We start from the raw sequence: 17,431 nt of genomic DNA on the forward strand, positions 1-17,431 counted from the left end.
CTTCCTCTTAGTACAACGGCGACGCAGGCAAAAACAGCTCGGTCAGCAGCAGGGGTTTGCCGCTCAGCCGCAGGCGGGAACGACGCCCCCACAGCGCTGCATCGCGACCAATTTCAATAAAATCGCGGGTTAATGTCGACGACGTGAACAGGTATCGGCCCAGCGGGATCTGCCCGAGCTGCTGTAGCGCCAGCTCCGGACCACACAGTGTCGACTCCGGCACCACCGTGCGCCCGGCCAGCCAGGGTTCGCCATCGGCATTGAGTATAATCTCCCGCAGCCAGTAGCGCGGCTCGTCAGGTAGCAGCGCCGCTTCGTCAGTCAGCGCCTCACGCTCAATATACCCTTCGTTAATCAGGGTCACGGTGACCTGCTTTCCTTGTTGCTCAAAGCGCTGGGTCATTGAGTCCTCCAGCAGCAGCCAGTCACTCAGGGGCGGCGCCAGGGATGGCATAACGGCAAAATAGCGCAGCGCACGCAGTCGCGTAAGCGCAGGATGGGACATGCCTGATTCTCCGGTACATAACGTGAAAGCATTGTATCGCAGAATAGGCGGTTGGTGGCGGGCAAACGTCAATATACGATCATTCACGCAACAGCCATGCAACAGGCTGCCGCGCGTGCAAAAAAAGGTGCATCCCGAAGGATGCACCTAAAGGCTGTGCCTAAACATCAGCATTGTGGGGAGACGATTACCCCTTGCCTTTTACACTGCTGATAAAGGTGGAACGAGCGGATTTCGAGCCGAGGCGCTCAGCTTCGTTCATCAATTTCAGGGCTTTGTCGATGTCACCTTGTTTCACCGCCTGCTTAATACCGTTGTTGAAGTAGGTTTCGGTATCGCTGAGCATCGGTTCGCTTTTGGCTGCCGGTGCAGCAGCAGCAGCGGCGGCGGCTGGCGCGGCCACCGGCGCGGCGGTATTGCCTACGGTGACCGGACCCGGGCCGGCGGAGCCGAACAGCGGGCCCACCAGCACGCTGGAGGTGCTATTGGTTTTCACTTTCAGCTTCAGCACGCCATCGGTGGTATGTTTAGCGATCGGATCCGGGATATCCGGGGCCGCATTGCCGGCGCCTTTGGCATAGGCTTTCGCCGGATCCAGCAGGGTCGTGGTCTGCTGGAGGTCTTTTTCAGTGGTAAACACCAGCACATAGAGTTTTTGCTGGCCCAGCGCCGGGGTCAGGCGCATCACGCCGCCCAGGCGGTCAGCGGTCATGACGCCCGGCTGCTGATAGGTAAAGTAGTTGCTGGGGAAGAACGCCGCTGGCGTCATGTTCTGATCCAGAATCAGCACGTTCGGCGCAAAAATCTGCTTATGTTTGTTCAGTTCGCTGTCGAGCGTCAGGGTCAGCTCACCGATATTGGCCGGTACGCTCCAGGCGGCGACCGGTCCGACGATCCCCGGGACATCCAGGCGTTGACCGCCGGTGGTTAAATCAACGCTCTGCGTCTTTGATTGATCGGCAGGCGTCCAGATCAGCTGCTGCAGCGCGCTGGCTGGAATAGACGGCGCGGCGCTGGTGTTCTGCGGTACAAAGTTAACATCGGCAAGGCTCATCCCCGGCACGCATGCCAACATCCCTGCGGATAAACACAGAGCGACGAGAGTTTTCTTCATTTTCATTCTTCTCACCTTGGATAGCATCGGTTTAGCGGTAGCCAGGCAATAGCGCGCTAACCCTGAATTGTCAGGAGGGGCTGACGCCCCTCCCAGGTTACACCCGTCCTGCGGACGGTATTACCACCACACTTCCATCTGGGCACCGAAGGTAACTTCGCTGTCGTCACCGCGGCTGGAGGTGTACATGCCGCTTCCGCTGCTGTCTTTGGTCTGCAGACCGGAGGCGTTGCTGTAACCCCAGTTTTCATCCCACTTCGCGTAGGTTGCGAAAATACGGATAGCCGGACGAGACCAGACGCTGTTGCCTGCCTGCCACTGTTGAGCCAGAGTAATTTTGTACTGGTTGTTGTTTTCGCTGGTACGCTGGGATTTCACGTTGTCGTAACCGATTTCCAGCTGGGTGCTCATGATCGGCGTCCATTTGTACATCGGACGGACACCCACGGTGTACCAGGTCGAACCGTTTTTGCTGTCCAGGTCCACGTCCTGGTACATTGCCACGTACATCAGGCCCCAGTCATCGTTGAAGTCCATCGCGCCGTGATCCAGAACGCGGATCATGCTGCCGTTGTTATCGATGCTGGTTCCCTGAGAGTGGCCGCTGTTCCAGGAGGTCATTGCGTCGGTCGCGTACTGAACGACAAATTTGTTGAAGCCGCCCCAGATGGACTGAGTATGTTCACCGGTCCACATCCAGCCGTCTTTCGACGCGCCGTCTTCCAGGCGGTAGTCATCCTGCGGGTTCGCACGGCCGTAATCGACGCCTAACTCCAGCACGCCGCCCGGGTTGGTTTCCAGGCCCGCCAGACGGATGTCAAAGACGTCGTTGGCCGTTTTCGCTGCATATTTTTTGGTGTCATCGCTGGAGAAGGTATAAGAACCGCCGCTTTCTGAGTTACGGGTAGCGGCCAGAGAGAGCTTACCGAAGCCAAGGTCAACGTTTTCCAGACCTGCACCCGGGCCAGAGATATCCCAGTAGTAGAAGTCGATCATGTGAACGTCATGACGCTGATAGAAGCGTTTACCCGCCCACAGCGTGGAGCCCGGCAGCCAGTCGATCAGGTTTTTACCCTGGATGTTGGCTTCACGGAACGCCGGAGAGGTGCTTTCCCAGTCATCTTCCTGATTCACGGAATAGGCAACGTTAGTATCGAAATAAAAACTCTTATCCCCTTCTTTCCACAGTTCCTGGCCCAGCTTCAGTTCCGCATAGGTTTCACATTCGTTACCAAGACGGTATTTACTTTGAGCACCGGTCGCTTTGAAGCACTGTTGCTCGCCGCCGCTGCCGGTCCAGCCAATGCCGGAACGCGCGTAGCCATGGAAATCGACAGCCAGCGCCTGAGCAGACATTACGCCTGCTGCGACGGCGACCGCCAGAGGAAGTTTGCGCAGAGTAATCATCATTCTATCTCCTGAGATCATTGCTTTTCTTTGAACGCTTCGCCGGTGTGCCGCCTGCCGGGTTCGCGCCTTTTTTTAATGGGAAGCCTTACACGCCCGGCTCTTTATGCAGCCGACGACAAGCGGTGCCATCCTCACGGAATAAGTGGCAACGTTCTGGCGGCAAACCGATGGCGAATGTGGCTCCCTCTTCTACCAACACCACGTCGTTCTGGCGGTAAACCAGGTTCTGACGGATGGCGGGGATCTGGATATGAATTTGCGTTTCATGACCGAGCTGTTCGACGACCTGAACCTCGCCTTCGAGGGTCACATCGGCGATATCGCTGGGCAGTAAATGCTCCGGGCGGATACCTAAGGACATGTTGGCGCCCACCTGAACGTTGGCGCTGTCCACCGGCAGCCAGACTTGCTGACGGTTCGGCAGTTCTACCTGCACCTGATCGATAGCCGTCGCCGTGACTTTGACCGGCAGGAAGTTCATCTTCGGCGAACCGATAAAGCCAGCAACGAAGCGGTCAGCCGGATAGTGATAGAGCTCCAGCGGTTTCCCGACCTGCGCCACACGGCCGGCGTCCAGAACCACGATCTTGTCGGCGAGGGTCATCGCTTCCACCTGATCGTGGGTGACATAAATCATGGTGCGGGCCAGTCGCTTATGCAGACGGGAGATCTCGATACGCATCTGGACGCGCAGGGCGGCATCCAGGTTAGAGAGCGGTTCATCCAGCAGGAAGACGCTTGGCTCTGCCACCAGCGTACGACCGATCGCCACACGCTGGCGCTGACCACCGGAAAGCGCTTTCGGTTTACGCTCCAGGAGATGCGCCAGCTGTAAGACCTCAGCCACCTGAGTCACACGCTGGTTAATAACCTCTTTTTTCGCGCCGGCCAGCTTGAGGCCGAAAGACATATTTTCGGCAACGGAAAGATGGGGATAAAGCGCATATGACTGGAATACCATGCCGATGCCACGTTCGGCTGGCGGCACGTCGTTCATCCGGGTATCGCCAATAAACAGATCGCCGCTGGTGACGGTTTCCAGTCCGGCAATCATACGCAGCAGGGTGGATTTGCCGCAGCCCGACGGTCCAACAAACACGACGAACTCCCCATCCTGGATCTCGAGATTGATATCTTTAGATACCACCACGTCGCCCCAGGCTTTCGTTACATTTCGCAGCTGTACGCTCGCCATGCCCTTCTCCCTTCGTTACAACCTGTCACTTAAAGACACATTCAAGATGGGTCGACTATGCGGCATTCCTTAGGCTGGCAAATCCTCCACCCCCCGGCTTTTTTATGGGGGAGGAGATGGGAGGATGAGAGATTGCCTCTCGCCGCGGGGGATGGCGGACGCAGCGTGATTTCGTGATGGGGACGACAAAATTGGGCACTTTTTTCTGTGCTCCAGGACGCAATACGGCCGTTTTTGCAATGGAGATCACACAACCAGCGGGTGGGGCGTAGACCTGGGGAGGATGGAAAGGGGTTGTTAAAAAAGGAAACTCATCATCGTTAAGCCACCGAAGTGTATCCACGAGTACATCACCAAATAGGACGGGTATATGAAAATCAAAACTGGCGCTCGCATCCTCGCGCTGTCAGCACTGACCACGATGATGTTTTCCGCCTCTGCCCTCGCAAAAATTGAAGAAGGTAAGCTGGTTATCTGGATTAACGGCGACAAAGGCTATAACGGCCTCGCTGAAGTGGGTAAAAAGTTTGAAAAAGACACCGGCATTAAAGTTTCCGTAGAGCATCCGGACAAGCTGGAAGAGAAGTTCCCGCAGGTTGCGGCGACCGGCGACGGCCCGGACATCATCTTCTGGGCGCATGACCGTTTCGGCGGCTACGCACAGTCCGGCCTGCTGGCTGAAATCACCCCGGACAAAGCGTTCCAGGACAAACTCTATCCCTTCACCTGGGATGCCGTGCGCTTTAACGGCAAACTGATCGCCTATCCGGTGGCGGTTGAAGCCCTGTCCCTGATTTATAACAAGGACCTGGTGCCGAACCCGCCGAAAACCTGGGAAGAGATCCCGGCGCTGGATAAAGCGCTGAAAGCGAAAGGTAAGAGCGCGCTGATGTTCAACCTGCAAGAACCGTACTTCACCTGGCCGCTGATCGCTGCCGACGGCGGGTACGCCTTCAAGTTTGAAAACGGCAAATATGACGTGAAAAACGTCGGCGTAGACAGCGCAGGCGCGAAAGCGGGTCTCACCTTCCTGGTTGACCTGATCAAGAACAAGCACATGAATGCCGACACGGATTACTCCATCGCGGAAGCCGCCTTCAACAAAGGCGAAACCGCCATGACCATCAACGGTCCGTGGGCGTGGTCTAACATTGATAAGAGCAAGGTTAATTACGGCGTCGCCCTGCTGCCGACCTTTAAAGGCAAACCATCGAAACCGTTCGTTGGCGTGCTGAGCGCCGGTATCAACGCCGCCAGCCCGAACAAAGAGCTGGCGAAAGAGTTCCTCGAAAACTACCTGATGACCGATCAGGGTCTGGAAGCGGTTAACAACGACAAACCGCTGGGTGCTGTCGCGCTGAAATCCTTCCAGGAGAAACTGGAAAAAGATCCGCGCATCGCCGCCACCATGGCGAACGCCCAGAATGGCGAAATCATGCCTAACATCCCGCAGATGTCTGCCTTCTGGTATGCCGTTCGTACCGCGGTAATCAACGCCGCCAGCGGTCGCCAGACGGTCGATGCTGCACTGAAGGATGCACAGAGCCGTATCACCAAGTAAGAAAACGGCGGGTGGCGCTTGCGCTTACCCGCCCTACCACTACGGCTCGGACCGTAGGTCAGGTAAGCGAAGCGCCGCCTGACAAATAAGTTTTCACCGCTGTAGAGGATGATCCCCATGGATGCCGTTAAAAAGAAACACTGGTGGCAAAGTCCGCAACTCACATGGTCTGTGATTGGCTTACTGTGCCTGCTGGTGGGTTACCTTGTTGTTTTGATGTACGCCCAGGGGGAGTACCTGTTCGCCATCATGACGCTGATTTTAAGCTCAGTTGGCCTGTATATTTTCGCTAATCGCAAGGCTTATGCCTGGCGCTATGTCTATCCCGGCCTCGCCGGCATGGGTCTGTTCGTCCTGTTTCCGCTGATCTGTACCATTGCCATCGCCTTCACTAACTACAGCAGCACCAACCAGCTGACCTTTGAACGTGCGCAGCAGGTGCTGATGGATCGCTCTTTCCAGGCTGGCAAAGCCTATAACTTCACGCTGATCCCGGCGGGGGACGAGTGGAAACTGGCCCTGACCGACGGCGAGAGCGGTAAAAACTACCTTTCCGACGCTTTTAAATTCGGCGGTGAGCAGAAGCTGGCGTTAAAAGAAACCGATGCCCTGCCGGAAGGCGAGCGCGTCAGCCTGCGCGTCATTACCCAGAACCGCACCGCGCTGAACCAACTGACCGCGGTGCTGCCGGATGACAGCAAAGTGATCATGAGCTCGCTGCGTCAGTTCTCTGGCACTCAACCGCTGTATACGCTTAGCGAAGATGGGGTGCTGACCAACAATCAGACCCACGTTAAATACCGCCCGAACAATGACGTAGGCTTCTACCAGGCGATTAACGCCGACGGCAGCTGGGGCACTGAAAAGCTGAGCCCGGGCTACACCGTGACGATCGGCTGGGATAACTTCACTCGCGTCTTCCAGGACGAAGGTATCCAGAAACCGTTCTTCGCTATTTTCGTCTGGACCGTGGTGTTCTCGGTGCTGACGGTGATTTTGACCGTGGCCGTTGGAATGGTGCTGGCTTGTCTGGTGCAGTGGGAAGCACTGAAAGGCAAAGCAATTTACCGCGTCCTGTTGATTCTGCCGTATGCCGTACCGTCGTTTATTTCGATTCTGATTTTCAAAGGGCTGTTCAACCAGAGCTTTGGTGAAATCAATATGATGCTCAGCGCGCTGTTCGGCATTAAGCCGGCCTGGTTTAGCGACCCGACCACCGCGCGTACCATGATCATCATCGTCAATACCTGGCTGGGCTATCCGTACATGATGATCCTGTGCATGGGGTTGCTGAAGGCGATTCCGGACGATCTGTACGAAGCGTCGGCGATGGATGGCGCCGGTCCGTTCCAGAACTTCTTTAAAATTACGCTGCCGCTGCTGATCAAACCGCTGACACCGCTGATGATCGCCAGCTTCGCCTTTAACTTTAACAACTTCGTGCTGATTCAGCTGTTGACCAACGGTGGTCCGGACCGTCTCGGCACCACCACCCCGGCCGGTTATACCGACCTGCTGGTGAGCTACACCTATCGCATCGCCTTTGAAGGCGGCGGCGGTCAGGACTTCGGCCTGGCGGCGGCTATCGCAACGCTTATCTTCCTGCTGGTTGGCGCGTTAGCGATTGTGAATCTGAAAGCCACGCGCATGAAGTTTGATTAATTGGAATAACCAGGCGTTATTGGCGCGGGCAGTTTGGACTCGGCCAGCGCGGAAGAACCGGAGCGTACACGTAGTACGTGAGGATTCTGAGCACTGCCCGAGTTCAAAATGGCAAGCAAAATAGCCTGGAGAGAAGTCAAGGGGAGTAAAATTACAATGGCTATGGTCCAACCCAAATCGCAGAAGCTACGTTTATTTACCACGCATCTCCTGCTACTGATTTTTATCGCGGCGATTATGTTTCCGCTGCTGATGGTTATCGCCATCTCGCTGCGCGAGGGTAACTTCGCCACCGGCAGCCTGATCCCGGATACCATCTCCTGGGAACACTGGCGTCTGGCGTTAGGCTTCAGCGTCGAACACGCCGATGGCCGCGTCACGCCGCCGCCGTTCCCGGTGCTGCTGTGGCTGTGGAACTCGATTAAGGTCGCCGGCATTACCGCGATCGGTATCGTCGCCCTCTCCACCACCTGCGCCTACGCTTTTGCCCGTATGCGCTTCCCGGGGAAAGCGACGCTGCTGAAAGGGATGCTGATTTTCCAGATGTTCCCGGCGGTGCTGTCGCTGGTGGCTCTGTATGCGTTGTTTGACCGCCTGGGTCAGTACATCCCGTTCGTCGGCCTCAACACCCACGGCGGCGTGATCTTCGCTTATATGGGCGGTATCGCGCTGCACGTCTGGACGATTAAAGGCTACTTCGAAACCATCGATGGTTCGCTGGAAGAAGCGGCGGCGCTGGATGGCGCGACTCCATGGCAGGCTTTCCGCCTCGTGCTGCTGCCGCTGTCGGTGCCGATTCTGGCGGTGGTGTTTATTCTGTCGTTCATCGCAGCCATCACCGAAGTGCCCGTCGCCTCACTGCTGCTGCGCGATGTGAACAGCTATACCCTGGCGGTAGGTATGCAACAGTATCTCAACCCGCAGAACTATCTGTGGGGCGACTTCGCCGCTGCGGCGGTGCTCTCCGCCATCCCGATCACGGTCGTCTTCCTGCTGGCGCAGCGCTGGCTGGTTAACGGCCTGACGGCGGGTGGGGTGAAAGGTTAAGTTTTTTTTGTAACACCGGCCCCAAATTTCAGATGAGGGCCGACGGTCTAGCCGCAATACACGACCCCAACCGGGTATTGTCGCCGTCGCCCTCAGCTGAAAAAGTAAGGCCAATGCCACTGCTATCCTCAACTGGACCCTACATAAATTTTATTTGTGACTGTTGGTCAGCGGCCCTGGAGGCCGCTTTTTTTTATTCGCGTTTCAGGCGATTGGAGTTACACAGCCAGAGCGTAATCACCAGGATCAGGATCGCAGCAGAGTAAATCAGCACCGCCATCGGCGACTCATGGTCGATGATAATCAGGCGCACAATCGCGGTGATGCCGATATAGACGAAATAGCGCAGCGGGAAGTGAAACCCCGACTGAAAATACTTGACGATCAGCGCGATAAACTCGAAGTAGAGGAAGTAGACCACCAGACCTTCCACCAGCCGGTACTTACTGGTCGGCTCCGGGGTAAAGAGGACATCGGCCAGATGCAGCGTCTCTTTCCCGAGGAAGACGATCAAAATAATCCCCAGGCACAGCAGCCCAAGATTCAAAACCGTTTGCATCGCGGTGGCGATAAAATTCACCAGCGGACGATAAACCGACGACATAAATACCCCTCATCATTATGCTTCTTTGAGACCTGTATAACGCAAAAATGTGATCCAGATCGACATTATTCGCTAACTTTTTGCCACCACCGGCGAAGATGTAACAATCACAGCCCAGACGGACGGGTTAAAAAGGAAACAACCATGCTGAAGATTCGTACCGCACGCGCAGAGGATGCGGCTTTACTCAATGAAATGGGCAATGCCAGCTATCGCCATCACTTTGCTCACCTCTGGCATAACACCGACGAGCTGGCGTGCTACCTGCAACAAGAGTATTCCCTGGCCTCGCTGCAACGCAGCCTGACCGATTCCCAGTGCTGTTGGTTGATTGCTGAAGCCCCCCACCCTGTCGGCTTTGCGAAATACGCCTGTCGTCAGGCGATAAGTCCTGAAGGTCCGTCCGGTACGCTGTTGCATAAGCTCTATCTGCTGCCTGACACAACGGGCCGACGCTACGGCGAGCAGATATTTCGCGCCGTCGAGGCGAGAGCAAAAGCGGCCGGTGAACGCTGGCTGTGGCTGGAAGTGCTCGCCGATAACCCCGCTGCGCGCCGCTTTTACGAACGTCAGGGGATGCAGCACGTGAAAGATGTCGCATTTCATTCCGCCAGCCAGCAAAGCACCTTACATATTCTGGCCAAACCGATCTGAGAGGCACTATGCATACCCTTCGGGAAACGGCGATCCGCAACGTCACCAGCGGTGAGAACGTGGTGATCTACCAGCCCGCCAACCTGTACGACTGTGTCCTTGGCGATAACGTCTTCGTTGGGCCGTTCGTTGAGATCCAGGGCAACACCCGCATCGGCGCGAACAGTAAAATTCAGTCCCATACCTTTATCTGCGAGTACGTCACCATCGGCCAGCGCTGCTTTATCGGTCACGGCGTGATGTTTGCCAACGACCTGTTTCGCGAGGGTAAACCAAACGCCGACCGCGCCAGTTGGGGGCGAATTGAGATTGGCGATGACGTGTCGATCGGCAGCGGCGCCACGATTCTGGCCGTCAGCATCTGCGACGGCGTGGTGATTGGCGCGGGCAGCGTGGTGACGAAGTCCATTACCGAGAAAGGGGTGTGGGCGGGAAATCCAGCCCGCCTGCTGCGGCGGCTGTAAAAAAAATGCCGACCTAAGGGTCGGCATTGCGTCTTAGCTGCGCAAGATTATGCGCGCCAGGCTTTATAACGGTTAATCAGGCCGTTAGTTGAGCTGTCGTGGCTGCTAACTTCGCTGCCGTCTTTCAGCTCCGGCAGGATGCGGTTAGCCAGCTGTTTGCCCAGTTCAACGCCCCACTGGTCGAAGGTGAAGATGTTGAGGATCGCGCCCTGGGTGAAGATTTTGTGCTCGTACAGGGCAATCAGCGCCCCCAGGCTGAACGGGGTGATTTCACGCAGCAGGATGGAGTTCGTCGGACGGTTGCCTTCAAACACTTTGAACGGCACCACGTGCTCCAGGGTCGCCGGATCTTTACCCTGATCGCGGTATTCCTGCTCGACCACTTCACGGGATTTACCGAAAGCCAGGGCCTCGGTCTGAGCGAAGAAGTTGGACAGCAGCTTCGGATGATGGTCGGACAGCGGGTTGTGGGTGATAGCTGGGGCGATGAAATCGCACGGTACCATTTTGGTGCCCTGGTGGATCAGCTGGTAGAACGCGTGCTGACCGTTGGTGCCCGGCTCACCCCAGATGATCGGGCCAGTCTGGTAGTCTACCGCGTGGCCGTTACGGTCAACATACTTACCGTTGGACTCCATGTTGCCCTGCTGGAAGTAGGCGGCAAAACGGTGCATGTACTGGTCGTACGGCAGAATCGCTTCGGTTTCTGCTCCGAAGAAGTTGTTGTACCAGATACCGATCAGCGCCAGCAGCACCGGCAGGTTTTTCTCCGCCGGGGTGGTGGAGAAGTGTTTATCCATCGCATGCGCGCCGGACAGCAGCTCAACGAAGTTGTCGAAGCCCACGGAGAGAATGATGGACAGGCCAATCGCCGACCACAGGGAGTAGCGGCCGCCAACCCAGTCCCAGAATTCGAACATGTTGGCGGTGTCGATGCCGAACTCGCCAACTGCTTTCGCGTTGGTAGAGAGCGCGGCGAAGTGTTTAGCCACGTGCTTGTCGTCGCCCGCGGTCGCCAGGAACCAGTCGCGCGCGCTGTGGGCGTTGGTCATGGTCTCCTGGGTGGTGAAGGTCTTGGACGCCACCAGGAACAGGGTCGTTTCCGGATCCACGTTCTTCAGCACTTCGGCGATGTGGGTGCCATCGACGTTGGAGACAAAGTGCATGTTGAGGTGGTTTTTGTACGGACGCAGCGCTTCGGTGACCATGAACGGACCGAGGTCGGAACCGCCGATACCAATGTTAACCACGTCGGTGATCGGTTTGCCGGTATAGCCTTTCCAGCTACCGGAGATAATCGCTTCTGAGAAGGTTTTCATCTTCTCCAGCACAGCGTTCACTTCCGGCATCACATCTTTGCCATCAACCACAATCGGCGTATTGCTGCGGTTGCGCAGCGCGACGTGCAGTACCGCACGGTCTTCGGTACGGTTGATCTTTTCGCCGGAGAACATCGATTTAATGGCGCCTGCCAGATCGGTCTCTTTCGCCAGATCCTGCAGTTTAGCCAGCGTCTCTTCGGTGATGCGGTTTTTGGAGAAGTCCACCAGCATCAGATCGTCGAACGTCGCGGAAAACTTAGAAAAACGGTCGCTATCTTTGGCGAACAGCTCGCTGATAGTGACATCTTTCATTTCGTCGAAGTGTTTCTGTAATGCCTGCCAGGCAGAGGTCTGCGTTGGGTTGATGTTTTTCATTAGCAATACTCTTCTGATTTGAGATTGTGACTTCGGTCGATTGTAGCGCCGGTGACGGAAAATTGTGATGATTTTTGTGACTTGTCCCTGACGCCGGTCAGGAATCGGGTCAAAACGGAGTAAAAAGCCCCATTAGTATAGCTATCATAAGGCTTTTTTCTGTTAGCCGCAGGGGCATGAAAAATCCGCATAACCGCAGCGTTGACATAGCTGGTGTTAAGCCTTTATATATCCGCAGTGCTTACGTATTGGTAGGTATCTATTGCTCGCGCATTTCACGCTACAGCGAAAGGGTATTCGCGGGGGATATAATGTCCCTGTTCCCCCGGCCAGGTGAAAGACGTCGGTAATTGCCAGAAGAGGTGCGTTGCCCAGGTAACCGTATTGGAGGAACCAGTCCGGGGAAAATACGTGAGGGGGAGCAACGCCGAGGTGAAAGAGCGTCTGGTCACGCTCCTCACCGGCCACAGGGGCTGAATCCCCTGGGTTGTCACCAGAAACGTTCGCAGTCGGGCGTTTCATACCCGAACACCTCAGCGCCCAGAGCGGTGAGTCGGGTCTACAAGGTGGAGCACTTCTGGGTGACATCGTAGTTGTTTATCACTCTGCGCCACCCTGTTTATCGCTCTTCCCTTGTGCCATGGCTGAATAATTTGGCCTGGCTTATTAAGACATTTTGTTGCGATCCGGCGGCGTCCAGCCCCTGCCACGATCGGTGTTCAGGAATCGTTTTAATAAGTCAGGCCCCCTGACACGAGGTTGTTATGACAGATCTAGTCGTCGCCAAATTTGGCGGCACCAGCGTTGCCGATTTTGACGCTATGAACCGCAGCATCGATGTGGCGCTGCTCGATGCCAATACCCGTATTGTTGTGCTCTCCGCCTCCGCCGGCGTGACCAACATTCTGGTGGCCTTAGCGGGAGGGCTGGAACCCACCGAACGTTTTTCCCAGCTGGATGCTCTGCGCCAGATCCAGTTCAATATTCTGGAGCGTTTGCGCTATCCCAACGTGATCCGCGAAGAGATTGAGCGCCTGCTGGAAAATATCACGACGCTGGCGGAAGCCGCCGCGCTCGCCTCCTCGACCGCCCTGACCGACGAACTGGTCAGCCATGGCGAACTGATGTCCACCCTGCTGTTTGTAGAAATTCTGCGTGAACGCGGTATTCAGGCGCAGTGGTTTGACGCCCGTAAAGTGCTGCGCACTAACGATCGCTTTGGCCGCGCCGAACCGGACATCGCCGCCGTCGCCGAACTGACCCAGCAGCAGCTGGCGCCGCGCCTGGCGGAAGGCCTGGTGGTGACGCAGGGCTTTATCGGCAGCGAAGCGAAAGGCCGCACCACCACCCTCGGCCGCGGCGGTAGCGATTATACCGCCGCTCTGCTCGGCGAAGCGCTGAATGCCACCCGCGTCGATATCTGGACCGATGTGCCCGGGATCTATACGACCGATCCGCGCGTGGCGCCAGCGGCGAAACGCATCGACGTCATCGCCTTTGAAGAGGCAGCGGAAATGGCCACCTTTGGCGCCAAAGTGCTACACCCGGCGACCCTGCTGCCCGCTGTGCGCAGCGATATCCCGGTGTTTGTCGGCTCCAGTAAAGAGCCTAAAGCGGGCGGTACGCTGGTGTGTAAAACCACCGAGAACCCGCCGCTGTTCCGCGCGCTGGCGCTGCGTCGCCGCCAGACGCTGCTGACGCTGCACAGCCTGAATATGCTGCACTCCCGCGGCTTCCTCGCCGAGGTATTCGGCATTCTGGCGCGCCATAACATCTCCGTCGATTTGATCACCACCTCCGAAGTGAGCGTGGCCCTGACCATGGATACCACCGGCTCAACCTCTGCAGGCGATACCCTGCTGACCCAGGCGCTGCTGACTGAACTCTCCTCGCTGTGCCGCGTGGAAGTGGAGGAAGACCTGGCGCTGGTGGCCCTGATTGGCAATGAGCTGTCGAAAGCCTGCGGCGTCGGCAAAGAGGTCTTTGGCGTCCTCGAGCCGTTTAATATCCGCATGATCTGCTATGGCGCCTCCAGCCATAACCTCTGCTTCCTGGTGCCTGGCGCCGATGCGGAGAAGGTGGTGCAGAAGCTGCATCACAATTTGTTTGAATAAAATTTCTTAGCACGATAAACAATACCTATAGCCGGGCTCGAACCCGGCTTTTTTATAACAACATCAACACAACCAGCGGACCTGCTCGCCGCCCCATCGGGATGGCGCGGCCCGGTTCGCGTATCGCAAGGAACACAACATGCTCGCAACTCTGACGCGGCTGTTCCCGTTATGGGCACTGCTGCTCTCCGTTCTGGCCTATTACACTCCCACCACCTTCACCCCAATTGGCCCATGGGTCACCACCCTGCTGATGCTGATCATGTTCGGTATGGGTGTGCATCTGAAGCTGGAGGATTTCAAACGCGTCCTGTCGCGCCCGGCGCCGGTCGCTGCAGGGATCTTTCTCCATTATCTGGTGATGCCGCTCGCCGCCTGGCTGCTGGCGCTGCTGTTTCATATGCCGCCGGAGCTTTCCGCCGGGATGGTGCTGGTCGGCAGCGTCGCCAGCGGGACCGCCTCCAACGTGATGATCTTTCTTGCCAAAGGGGATGTGGCGCTGTCGGTGACCATCTCCTCGGTCTCCACCCTCGTCGGCGTCGTGGCGACACCGCTGCTCACCCGTCTGTACGTCGACGCGCATATTCAGGTCGACGTCATGGGCATGTTGCTCAGCATTCTGCAGATTGTGGTCATCCCCATCGCGCTGGGACTGATTGTCCATCATCTGCTGCCGAAGGTGGTGAAAGCGGTAGAGCCGTTCCTGCCCGCTTTCTCGATGGTATGCATACTGGCGATCATCAGCGCGGTGGTGGCGGGTTCCGCCGCCCATATCGCCTCCGTCGGCCTGGTGGTGATTATCGCGGTGATCCTGCATAACACCATTGGCCTGCTTGGCGGCTACTGGGGCGGACGTCTGTTTGGTTTTGATGAATCCACCTGCCGTACGCTGGCGATCGAGGTGGGGATGCAGAACTCTGGCCTGGCGGCCGCGCTGGGTAAAATTTACTTCGGCCCGCTGGCGGCGCTGCCAGGCGCGCTGTTCTCCGTCTGGCATAACCTGTCCGGTTCGCTGCTGGCCGGGTACTGGTCAGGAAAGCCTATCGCCAAAAAAGCCGACAAGCGCTGAGCGTGATACGTCCGGGCGCAGGCCCGGGCGTGTGCGTTATCCAATCTGCAAACGTACTGGTTTACCTAACTTCATTAACATCATGACTAACGCATCCAGGGTAAACTTACTGGTTTTCTGATTGACCACATCTGAAATACGCGGGCGCGAAATGCTCAACTTCGCGGCAGCATCGGCCTGCTTCAATTGATGTTCATCTATCCACTCAGCGATTTCCTGCATTAACTGTCGTTTAAGCGCCATCAACTGCTCAACTTCTTTTTCCGCTTGTCCCCGAAGCTGCTCTGCGTCAGCATCATCAAAGCCCAGTTCACTGAATATATTGCTCTCTTCAGAGGTCACATGACGAATACCATCCACCCTCTTACGATGCATTTATGACTCCTGTGTTCCTGCTGTATAACCTGCAAACGGTTTCTGACAATCTGTTTTTCGTGTTCGGCGGTACGTCGCGTCTTTTTGTTAAAACAGTGCAGGACATATATCGCCTCTGCAAAACGGGCCAGATAAATTACCCGATATGCACCGGAAAAGTGGCGCAGGCGGATTTCCTCAACGCCCCGCCCCAGTTGAGGCATCGCTTTCCAGTCCGCAGCCTCTAAACCCGACTGTAAACGATAAAGCTGGAATCCGGCATCTCTGCGGACGTCCTCAGGAAACTGGCGCAGATCGTCAAAGGAAGAGCCCATCCAGACGATACGCCTTAATTTCTGTTGCTGATTGAGCATACCACATCCTTGTATAAAATTTTATACATCTCCCGCCCAAAATTTGTCGTCGTTGGCCAGTAGGCGTGCCGTTACCCTAAGCCAGACCCGCGCACTGGTCACGAACGAGGGAAATATTCTGCGAGGCGCTTTCCGGATGCGTTCTATTTTGCGCTGATTGCCGTACACTGGGTGCTCTGGTCTGACTGAGGGCACCACCATGGCACTCCCCCGTATTACACAAAAAGAGATGACCGAGCGCGAACAGCGCGAATTGAAAACGCTGCTTGACCGCGCGCGCATTGCGCATGGCCGCCCGCTGAGCAATGCGGAAACGAACAGCGTGAAAAAGGAATATATCGATAAGCTGATGGCGCAGCGTGAAGCGGATGCGAAGAAAGCCCGCCAGGTGAAAAAACAGCAGGCTTATAAAACGGATAAAGAAGCGACCTTTTCCTGGTCGGCGAATACGCCGACCCGCGGCAGGCGTTAACGCCCTTTCTTTTTACGTCCCGGCTGGGTGAAACGTTTCCCGTTACCAACCGGGCGGCCCTTATCGTTGCTATTTTCCATCTTCACCACCGGGCGCTTGATGCCGGGAGTCGCCGCTTTGGCCTTCGGCCTGGCTTTCGGCTTCGCTTCGGAAGAGGAGTTTTCAATCAGCTTGAACAGGTCGATCAACTCGTCATCGGTTAGATCACGCCATTCCCCCAAGGGGATCCCCGTCAGGCTCACGTTCATAATCCGCGTACGCTCAAGCTTCGTCACTTCATAGCCAAAGTGCTCGCACATACGACGGATCTGGCGATTCAGCCCCTGCACCAGAGTGATGCGGAAAACGAACGGCGCCTCTTTCTTCACTTTACATTTTTTCGTCACCGTCCCGAGAATCGGCACCCCCGCGCCCATCCCGCGAATGAACTCATCGGTCACTGGCTTATCGACCGTCACCAGATACTCTTTTTCATGGTCGTTGCCGGCACGCAGGATCTTGTTCACCAGATCACCGTGGTTGGTGAGGAAGATCAGCCCCTGAGAATCTTTATCCAGACGGCCAATAGGGAAGATACGCTTGCTGTGGTTGACGAAGTCGACAATATTGTCGCGTTCGCCATCTTCGGTGGTGCTCACAATACCGACCGGCTTATTCAGCGCAATCAGCACCAGATCATCCGCTTCACGCGGCTCAATCAACCGTCCGTTCACTTTGACCAGGTCACCAGGCTTCACCTGATCGCCAATGGTGGCGCGCTTGCCATTAATAAAGACGTTGCCTTGTTCAATAAAGCGGTCCGCTTCGCGACGCGAGCAGATGCCGCTTTCGCTGATGTATTTATTTAATCGGGTTGATGAGTCGGGCAGCATAGATTCTCCTGTAAAAGCGAAATATACCCTACCTTGTGGGCGAGAAAAAAGATGTGCCTTTGCGCCCTCCGGCGCAAGGTGTGATCGACTACGCCTTTTTTCACAAAAGTGTCCCGCTCAACGCCTGGCAACTTTGCATGATGAAATATCACAGAATCAGCGATTTAGCGTGCAATGCACAAAGGTGCCAACAACCCGCTATTGATAACGCAAATGTGCAAGATTATTCGCCAGATTAGGGTGATGAAATAAAAGAAAATCGC

17 protein-coding genes and 1 riboswitch are annotated in these 17,431 nt (G+C 56.2%); of the genes, 8 read left to right on the forward strand and 9 right to left on the reverse strand.

All coding sequences use genetic code 11. From position 1 onward, the window contains the following. Nucleotides 1–7 precede the first annotated feature (7 nt). The 4 genes from ubiC to malK form a co-directional block, all read right to left on the reverse strand. Nucleotides 8–505, reverse strand: a complete 498-nt coding sequence (gene ubiC / locus AC3EMD_RS25875; RefSeq protein ID WP_008807309.1) for a chorismate lyase — start codon at nt 503–505, stop codon at nt 8–10. A 187-nt stretch (nt 506–692) separates the two neighbouring features. Beyond that, the gene (gene malM, locus AC3EMD_RS25880) at nt 693–1,625 is read right to left on the reverse strand and encodes a maltose operon protein MalM (protein WP_110202579.1); all 933 of its coding nucleotides are present in this window, start codon (nt 1,623–1,625) and stop codon (nt 693–695) included. Between the two features lie 114 nt (nt 1,626–1,739). Beyond that, complete coding sequence (locus AC3EMD_RS25885) at nt 1,740–3,029, reverse strand: maltoporin (RefSeq protein ID WP_008807311.1); 1,290 nt, start codon at nt 3,027–3,029, stop codon at nt 1,740–1,742. Nucleotides 3,030–3,114: 85 nt separating this feature from the next. Beyond that, nucleotides 3,115–4,224 (reverse strand): maltose/maltodextrin ABC transporter ATP-binding protein MalK, encoded by a 1,110-nt coding sequence (malK, locus tag AC3EMD_RS25890; protein ID WP_008807312.1) that lies wholly within the window; start codon nt 4,222–4,224, stop codon nt 3,115–3,117. A gap of 370 nt (nt 4,225–4,594) precedes the next feature. Between malK and malE the strand changes: the two genes are divergently transcribed. The 3 genes from malE to malG all read left to right on the forward strand — a co-directional run bounded on the left by malE (nt 4,595) and on the right by malG (nt 8,494). After that, nucleotides 4,595–5,785, forward strand: coding sequence for a maltose/maltodextrin ABC transporter substrate-binding protein MalE (malE, locus tag AC3EMD_RS25895; RefSeq protein ID WP_008807313.1), 1,191 nt, complete (start codon nt 4,595–4,597; stop codon nt 5,783–5,785). A 117-nt stretch (nt 5,786–5,902) separates the two neighbouring features. Further along, nucleotides 5,903–7,447: a maltose ABC transporter permease MalF gene (gene malF, locus AC3EMD_RS25900; RefSeq protein WP_008807314.1), complete on the forward strand. Its 1,545-nt coding sequence runs from the start codon at nt 5,903–5,905 to the stop codon at nt 7,445–7,447. Between the two features lie 156 nt (nt 7,448–7,603). After that, nucleotides 7,604–8,494, forward strand: a complete 891-nt coding sequence (gene malG / locus AC3EMD_RS25905; protein ID WP_002884725.1) for a maltose ABC transporter permease MalG — start codon at nt 7,604–7,606, stop codon at nt 8,492–8,494. A 193-nt stretch (nt 8,495–8,687) separates the two neighbouring features. On the opposite strand, the gene psiE is transcribed toward malG, so the two are convergent. Continuing rightward, nucleotides 8,688–9,098, reverse strand: coding sequence for a phosphate-starvation-inducible protein PsiE (psiE, locus tag AC3EMD_RS25910; protein WP_004206282.1), 411 nt, complete (start codon nt 9,096–9,098; stop codon nt 8,688–8,690). A gap of 144 nt (nt 9,099–9,242) precedes the next feature. On the opposite strand from psiE, the gene AC3EMD_RS25915 reads away from it, so the two are divergent. Both AC3EMD_RS25915 and AC3EMD_RS25920 read left to right on the forward strand, forming a co-directional pair. Continuing rightward, nucleotides 9,243–9,752, forward strand: coding sequence for a GNAT family N-acetyltransferase (locus AC3EMD_RS25915; protein ID WP_135714556.1), 510 nt, complete (start codon nt 9,243–9,245; stop codon nt 9,750–9,752). A gap of 8 nt (nt 9,753–9,760) precedes the next feature. After that, on the forward strand, nt 9,761–10,216 hold the full coding sequence (locus AC3EMD_RS25920) for an acyltransferase (protein WP_012543195.1): 456 nt from the start codon (nt 9,761–9,763) through the stop codon (nt 10,214–10,216). Nucleotides 10,217–10,263: 47 nt separating this feature from the next. Here the strand turns inward: AC3EMD_RS25920 and pgi are convergent, their stop codons facing one another. After that, complete coding sequence (gene pgi / locus AC3EMD_RS25925) at nt 10,264–11,913, reverse strand: glucose-6-phosphate isomerase (RefSeq protein WP_008807317.1); 1,650 nt, start codon at nt 11,911–11,913, stop codon at nt 10,264–10,266. Nucleotides 11,914–12,262: 349 nt separating this feature from the next. Continuing rightward, nucleotides 12,263–12,498, forward strand: a riboswitch (Lysine riboswitch). A 179-nt stretch (nt 12,499–12,677) separates the two neighbouring features. Here pgi and lysC point away from each other — a divergent pair. Both lysC and panS read left to right on the forward strand, forming a co-directional pair. Further along, nucleotides 12,678–14,027 carry a lysine-sensitive aspartokinase 3 gene (lysC, locus tag AC3EMD_RS25930; RefSeq protein WP_008807318.1) on the forward strand — a complete coding sequence of 450 codons (1,350 nt, stop codon included), beginning with the start codon at nt 12,678–12,680 and terminating at the stop codon, nt 14,025–14,027. Nucleotides 14,028–14,166: 139 nt separating this feature from the next. Then, on the forward strand, nt 14,167–15,096 hold the full coding sequence (gene panS, locus AC3EMD_RS25935; RefSeq protein ID WP_002884627.1) for a ketopantoate/pantoate/pantothenate transporter PanS: 930 nt from the start codon (nt 14,167–14,169) through the stop codon (nt 15,094–15,096). A 36-nt stretch (nt 15,097–15,132) separates the two neighbouring features. On the opposite strand, the gene AC3EMD_RS25940 is transcribed toward panS, so the two are convergent. Beyond that, nucleotides 15,133–15,471 (reverse strand): helix-turn-helix domain-containing protein, encoded by a 339-nt coding sequence (locus tag AC3EMD_RS25940; RefSeq protein WP_302073842.1) that lies wholly within the window; start codon nt 15,469–15,471, stop codon nt 15,133–15,135. Next, nucleotides 15,435–15,824: a type II toxin-antitoxin system RelE/ParE family toxin gene (locus AC3EMD_RS25945; protein ID WP_302073843.1), complete on the reverse strand. Its 390-nt coding sequence runs from the start codon at nt 15,822–15,824 to the stop codon at nt 15,435–15,437. The genes AC3EMD_RS25940 and AC3EMD_RS25945 overlap by 37 nt, the downstream gene beginning before the upstream one ends. 199 nt (nt 15,825–16,023) lie before the next feature. Between AC3EMD_RS25945 and AC3EMD_RS25950 the strand changes: the two genes are divergently transcribed. Then, entirely contained in the window at nt 16,024–16,296 is a 273-nt protein-coding gene (locus tag AC3EMD_RS25950; RefSeq protein WP_012969166.1) for a YjbD family protein, read from the forward strand. Here AC3EMD_RS25950 and rluF read toward each other — a convergent pair. Next, entirely contained in the window at nt 16,293–17,168 is an 876-nt protein-coding gene (rluF, locus tag AC3EMD_RS25955; protein WP_302073844.1) for a 23S rRNA pseudouridine(2604) synthase RluF, read from the reverse strand. The two genes, AC3EMD_RS25950 and rluF, sit on opposite strands and share 4 nt — an antisense overlap. Between the last annotated feature and the right edge of the window lie 263 nt (nt 17,169–17,431).

It is taken from the genome of Klebsiella sp. PK18 (genome assembly GCF_057784655.1).